Annotated in this window: 5 protein-coding genes and 1 pseudogene; 4 read left to right on the top strand and 2 right to left on the bottom strand. The window is 72.9% G+C overall.

Annotation, left to right across the window (positions count from 1 at the left end):
• Positions 1–921 (top strand): hypothetical protein (locus ABD308_RS15450; RefSeq protein WP_344333902.1); only part of this gene is annotated, 921 nt, incomplete at its 5' end.
• Positions 922–990: 69 nt separating this feature from the next.
• On the opposite strand, the gene fabI is transcribed toward ABD308_RS15450, so the two are convergent.
• Both fabI and fabG read right to left on the bottom strand, forming a co-directional pair.
• Positions 991–1,758, bottom strand: a complete 768-nt coding sequence (gene fabI / locus ABD308_RS15445) for an enoyl-ACP reductase FabI (RefSeq protein ID WP_344333901.1) — start codon at positions 1,756–1,758, stop codon at positions 991–993.
• 3 nt (positions 1,759–1,761) lie between these two features.
• Positions 1,762–2,481 (bottom strand): 3-oxoacyl-[acyl-carrier-protein] reductase, encoded by a 720-nt coding sequence (fabG, locus tag ABD308_RS15440; RefSeq protein WP_344333900.1) that lies wholly within the window; start codon positions 2,479–2,481, stop codon positions 1,762–1,764.
• Positions 2,482–2,857: 376 nt separating this feature from the next.
• Between fabG and ABD308_RS15435 the strand changes: the two genes are divergently transcribed.
• The 3 genes and pseudogenes from ABD308_RS15435 to ABD308_RS15425 form a co-directional block, all read left to right on the top strand.
• Positions 2,858–4,003: an MBL fold metallo-hydrolase gene (locus ABD308_RS15435; protein WP_344333899.1), complete on the top strand. Its 1,146-nt coding sequence runs from the start codon at positions 2,858–2,860 to the stop codon at positions 4,001–4,003.
• A 133-nt stretch (positions 4,004–4,136) separates the two neighbouring features.
• Positions 4,137–5,696 (top strand): TldD/PmbA family protein, encoded by a 1,560-nt coding sequence (locus tag ABD308_RS15430; protein WP_344333926.1) that lies wholly within the window; start codon positions 4,137–4,139, stop codon positions 5,694–5,696.
• Positions 5,696–5,861: pseudogene (locus tag ABD308_RS15425) on the top strand (TldD/PmbA family protein); the annotation flags it as partial. The gene ABD308_RS15430 and the pseudogene ABD308_RS15425, both read left to right, overlap by 1 nt.

Genomic DNA, 5,861 nt, shown 5'->3' with positions numbered 1-5,861 from the left:
GCCGAGCGCGTCCTCGGCAGCGGCAAGATCGTGGTCGCCGACAGCGACGTGTCGACCAACCGCGACGATCCGGACGCCTACTGCGCGATCAGCCTCAAGCGCGGCGGCAAGTATGTCGCCGAGATCCACCTGCGCACCAAGAAGGCAGCGCTCTTCGAGCCTTCCCTGCGAGCCGACCCGACGATGTCCCAGCCGGACCGGGGGCCGGTCGGCGCGTTCGGCAACGCCCGTGGCTGGCTGCTGATGGCGCCGGGCTGTCGGCTGGCCAACCTGGACACGAACAACTACCCGAAGCGGGACGCGGACGCGGTCGCCGTGGACGTGGTCCGCAACAAGGAGCCCGACCCCTACCGCTTCGTTCGCGCGGACACGACCGCGTCGCCCGAGGCGCGGCAGGATCTGGCCCGGCTGGCCGCCGACTTCGCCGCAGCGGTCGCCCGCCGCTCCGGCTGCGGATCGGCGGAAGTCCCGGACGTCCACCTGACCACCGGCGAACAGATCGCGCAGCCCGTCGACGACGGGCGGCTCTGCGGGGTTCCGGGGGCCACCGCCGCCAACGAGCTCCTGCCCGGGGCTCGTCAGGACATCAGCAGTCCCTCGGCGCCGGTCCAGACCTGCTGGATCCACTACAACGGTTTCCGGCAGGAGCTGCGCTACGAGTTCACCGCCACCCTCGACACCCGCTACCCGGCCTTCGCCCTCCACATCGACGACAGACCGCTGGAGCCGCTGCCCGCCGGCTGGCGGGGGACCGGCAACGACAGCCTCGTGGTCGCCCCCTGCGGAAGCGGCACTCTCACGCTGCACGTCTTCGGGTTCGCCCTCGACCGTTCGGCCGAGGCCGTCGAGAACCCCGCCTTCCGCACCTGGGCCAACGCCATGGCCGCCAAGTTCGGCTGCGAGCCGGTCGCGCCCGCCTAGCACCGACGCCGCTGCCCGGCGCCCCTTCCTCTCGGGAGGGGTGCCGGGCAGCGGCGTGGGCGGGAGGTGTCAGGCGCCGATGGCGTGCAGGCCGCCGTCGACGTGGACGATCTCGCCGGTGGTCTTCGGGAACCAGTCCGACAGCAGGGCGACGACGCCGCGGCCGGCCGGCTCCGGGTCGGTCAGGTCCCACTTCAGCGGGGAGCGGGTGTCCCAGGTGGCGGCCAGGTCGGGGAAGCCCGGGATGGACTTGGCGGCCATCGAGGCGAGCGGGCCGGCCGAGACCAGGTTGCAGCGGATGTCCCGCTCGCCCAGGTAGCGGGCCAGGTAGCGGTTGGTGGACTCCAGGGCGGCCTTCGCCGGGCCCATCCAGTCGTACTGCGGCCAGGCGAACTGCGCGTCGAAGGTGAGGCCGACGACCGCGCCGCCGTCCCGCATCAGCGGCAGCAGCGCCATGGTCAGCGACTTCAGCGAGTACGCGGAGACGTGCATGGCGGTGGCCACGGACTCCCACGGCGTGTTCAGGAAGTTGCCGCCCAGCGCGTCCTGCGGGGCGAAGCCGATCGAGTGGACGACGCCGTCCAGGGTCGGCAGGTGCTCGCGCACCTTGTCGGCGATGCCGGCCAGCTGCTCCTCGCTGGAGACGTCCAGCTCCAGGACCTGGACCGGGTTCGGCAGCTTCTTGGCGATGCGCTCGGTCAGGCTCGGCCGCGGGAACGCGGTCAGGATGACCTCGGCGCCCTGCTCCTGGGCCAGCTTGGCGGTGTGGAAGGCGATGGAGGACTCCATCAGCACACCGGTGATCAGGATGCGCTTGCCCTCAAGGATTCCGCTCATGACTCAGTGACCCATGCCCAATCCGCCGTCGACGGGAATGACGGCTCCGGTGATGTACGCGGCCTCGTCCGAACCGAGGAACCGCACGGTGGAAGCGACCTCGGCGGGCGCCGCGTAACGGCCCAGCGGCACGTCGGCGACGATCTCCGCGCGGCGCTCGTCGGTGAGCACCGCGGTCATGTCGGTGTCCACGAAGCCGGGGGCGACCACGTTGACGGTGATGTTGCGCGGCCCCAGCTCGCGGGCCAGGGAGCGGGCGAAGCCGACCAGGCCCGCCTTGGAGGCGGCGTAGTTGGCCTGGCCCGGGGAGCCGGAGAGGCCGACGACCGAGGAGATCAGCACGATCCGGCCCCGGCGGGCGCGCATCATCAGCTTGGACGCGCGCTTCACCACACGGAAGGTGCCGGTGAGGTTGGTGTCCAGGACGGAGGTGAAGGCCTCTTCCGACATCCGCAGCAGCAGGGTGTCGTTGGTGATCCCGGCGTTGGCGACCAGCACCTCGACGGCGCCGTGCGCGGTCTCGACCTCGGTCAGCGCGGCGTCCACCTGGGCGCTGTCGGTGATGTCGCAGCGCACCGCGAGCACGTCGTACTTGGCCAGCTGCTCGGGCACCTCACCCGACCGGCTGGTGATGGCGACCTTGTCGCCGGCCTCGGCGAAGGCCTGGGCGATCGCGAGGCCGATGCCCCGGTTGCCTCCGGTGACGAGAACCGAGCGGCTCAACGATCCACCTCTCTCCGTTGTGTGCGCACGCCGTGATGCCCGCGTACCACTCCGTGATGTCCACGTACGTCGCAACGATGTACGCGGTGTGACGCTATCGGTCGTTCCGGCGCGGCGGCGAATCGGTCTCCCACAGCGCCGCACCGAAGGAACTGTCGGTATCCAACAATGCGCCTCCGGCCGGTTTTCGCGCGATTCGCCCACCGACCTTCACCGGATTGTCGTTTCCGATGAGCGGCCCGTCCGGGGAACCCGGCGGCGGGGCACGCCCGTTGTGCCCCCTGGTGCGGCACGACGCCGGGGCCGCCGCACCGGGGCCGAGGACGGCCCGAAGCCTGACACCGGGCCCCGGTGACGAGCGGAGGCGGAGCGCGGAATGAGCGAGGCACGGGCCGGGACCACCCACCGGCGCGGACGACTGGTGGCCATGGCCGCACTGGCGGCCGGCGCGGGAGCGGTCGCCTGGGCACTGCGCGACCTCCCGGCGGCGTTCGGACGCCGCCCGGACGGCGAGCGGGAGGAGCGGTTGCGCAACTCCCCGCAGTACCGCGACGGGGTCTTCCACAACGCGCCGTCCGAGCTGGCCCGGGCGGCCGCGCCGTCCGGCATCGACCCGGAGACGGTGCACCGGGTGCTGTTCCAGCGCGCGGACCGCACGCCGAACGGCGCGGTGCCCGTCGTCCGCCCGCCCGACGCCGCCGGCGCGGCCGCCGAGGGCGTGGCGGTCACCTGGTACGGGCACGCCTCGGCGCTGGTCGAGATCGAGGGCTCGCGGGTGCTGCTCGACCCGATCTGGAGCGAGCGCTGCTCCCCCGCCGCCCTGGTCGGCCCGCGCCGGCTGCACCCGGTGCCGGTCGAGCTGGAGGAGCTGCCGCAGGTGGACGCGGTGCTCATCTCGCACGACCACTACGACCACCTGGACATGGCGACGGTCCGGCGGCTGGTGCGCAGCCAGTCCGCGCCGTTCGCGGTGCCGCTCGGCATCGGCGCCCACCTGCGCCGCTGGGGCGTGCCGGAGCACCGGATCATCGAGCTGGACTGGGACGAGACCTGCACGCTCGGCGACCTGGCGCTCACCCTGACCGCCGCCCACCACTTCTCCGGCCGCGGCCTGACCCGCAACACCACCCTGTGGGGCTCCTGGGTGGTCGCCGGGCCGAACCGCAAGGTCTACTACACCGGTGACTCCGGCTACTTCGAGGGCTACGCGCGGATCGGCGCCGAGCACGGCCCGTTCGACGCCGCGCTGGTCCAGGTCGGCGCCTACGACCCGGCGTGGGCGGACATCCACATGACGCCCGAGGACGCCGTCCTCGCCCACCGGGAGCTGAACGCCGAGCTGCTGCTGCCGGTGCACTGGTGCACCTTCAACCTGGGTCTGCACCCGTGGTCCGAGCCGGTCGAGCGGCTGCTGGTGGCGGCGAAGGAGCACGGCGTGCGGCTGGCGGTGCCGCGCCCCGGCGAGCGGGTGGACGTCGACAATCCGCCGGAGCTGGACGGCTGGTGGGAGGGCGTCGGGTAGCCGGTCGGCCGCCGCACCGGGAAATGCGCTGGCCGAAACCCCTTTGACGGGCAATGATGCGGTTCGGGAGCCCTTGTCCCGACAGGGGCTCCCGAACCGCCGTCCGCCCGACCAGGGAGCCCGATTGCCTCCGCTGCCCCCGACCAGCACGTCCCCGTCCCGCGCCGGAGCCCCGCGCGCCGTCGACCCGCTCTTCCTCGGCTACCCGCTGCACGCCCTGGCCGACGCCGCCCTCACCCGGGCCCGCGAACTCGGCGCCGAGCACGCCGACTTCCGCCTGGAGCGGGTCCGCAGCGCCTCCTGGCGGCTGCGCGACGCCCGCCCGTCCGGCACCTCCGACGGCGTGCAGCTCGGCTTCGCCGTCCGGGTGCTGCTGGACGGCGCCTGGGGCTTCGCCGCCGGGGTCGACCTCACCCCGGAGGCCGCCGCGGCGGTGGCCGCGCAGGCCGTCGCGGTGGCCCGGCTGTCCGGCGGGATCAGCCGCGCGGCGGGGTCGGCGCAGCGGGTCGAGCTGGCCGACGAGCCGGTGCACCGGGACGCCGTCTGGGTCTCCGCCTACGAGGTGAACCCCTTCGAGGTGCCGGACGCGGAGAAGACGGCGCTGCTCGCCGAGTGGAGCGCCCGGCTGCTGGCCGCCGAGGGCGTCTCGCACGTCCAGGCGACCCTGCTGACCGTCCAGGAGAACAAGTTCTACGCGGACACCGCCGGCACCGTCACCACCCAGCAGCGGATCCGGCTGCACCCGGTGCTGGAGGCCACCTCGGTGGACGGGCGCACCGGCGCCTTCGACTCGATGCGCACCCTCGCGCCGCCGGCCGGGCGCGGTTGGGAGTACCTGACGGGGACCGGCTGGGACTGGGACGCCGAGCTCGCCGGGCTGCCGGTCCTGCTGGCCGAGAAGATGAAGGCGCCGAGCGTCGAGGCGGGCCGCTACGACCTGGTCATCGACCCGTCCAACCTCTGGCTGACCATCCACGAGTCGATCGGCCACGCCACCGAGCTGGACCGCGCCCTCGGCTACGAGGCCGCCTACGCCGGCACCTCCTTCGCCACCTTCGACGGGCTCGGCTCGCTGAAGTACGGCTCCGAGCTGATGCACGTCACCGGCGACCGCACCGCCGAGCACGGCCTGTCGACCGTCGGCTACGACGACGAGGGGGTGGCCGCGCAGTCCTGGGACCTCGTCAAGGACGGCGTTCTGGTCGGCTACCAGCTCGACCGCGCGATGGCGCGGCTCAAGGGCTTCGAGCGCTCCAACGGCTGCGCCTTCGCCGACTCCCCCGCGCACGTCCCGGTGCAGCGGATGGCCAACGTCTCGCTGCAGCCGGTCGAGGGCGGCCCGTCCACCGAGGGCCTGTTCGCGGGCGTCGAGAACGGCCTCTACATCGTCGGCGACCGCTCCTGGTCGATCGACATGCAGCGGTACAACTTCCAGTTCACGGGGCAGCGCGCCTACGCCATCAGGAACGGCGAACTGGCGGGCCAGGTCAAGGACTTCGCCTACCAGGCCACCACCACCGACTTCTGGGGCTCGATGACCGCGGTCGGCGGCCCGCAGACCTACGTGCTGGGCGGCGCGTTCAACTGCGGCAAGGCGCAGCCCGGCCAGGTCGCCGCGGTCAGCCACGGCTGCCCCTCGGCCCTGTTCCGCAACGTCAACGTGCTCAACACCCAGCAGGAGGCGGGTCACTGATGACCGCGACGACGCAGCCCCACGAACTCGTCGAGCTGGCGCTCGGCCTCTCCCGCGCCGACGGCTGCGTGGTGATCGCCGACGAGGAGTCGACCGCCAACCTGCGCTGGGCCGGCAACGCGCTCACCACCAACGGCGTCACCCGGGGCCGCCGGCTCACCGTGC

The sequence above is a fragment of the Kitasatospora putterlickiae genome (genome assembly GCF_039527695.1).
GTDB lineage: Bacteria > Actinomycetota > Actinomycetes > Streptomycetales > Streptomycetaceae > Kitasatospora > Kitasatospora putterlickiae.
This window is presented reverse-complemented; position numbering and strand designations above follow the sequence as displayed.

Bases quoted from the DNA above. Each gene is read 5' to 3' on its own strand.
- ABD308_RS15435 (WP_344333899.1), top strand. From the start codon at position 2,858: ATGAGCGAGGCACGGGCCGGGACCACCCACCGGCGCGGACGACTGGTG.
- fabI (WP_344333901.1), bottom strand. From the start codon at position 1,758: ATGAGCGGAATCCTTGAGGGCAAGCGCATCCTGATCACCGGTGTGCTG.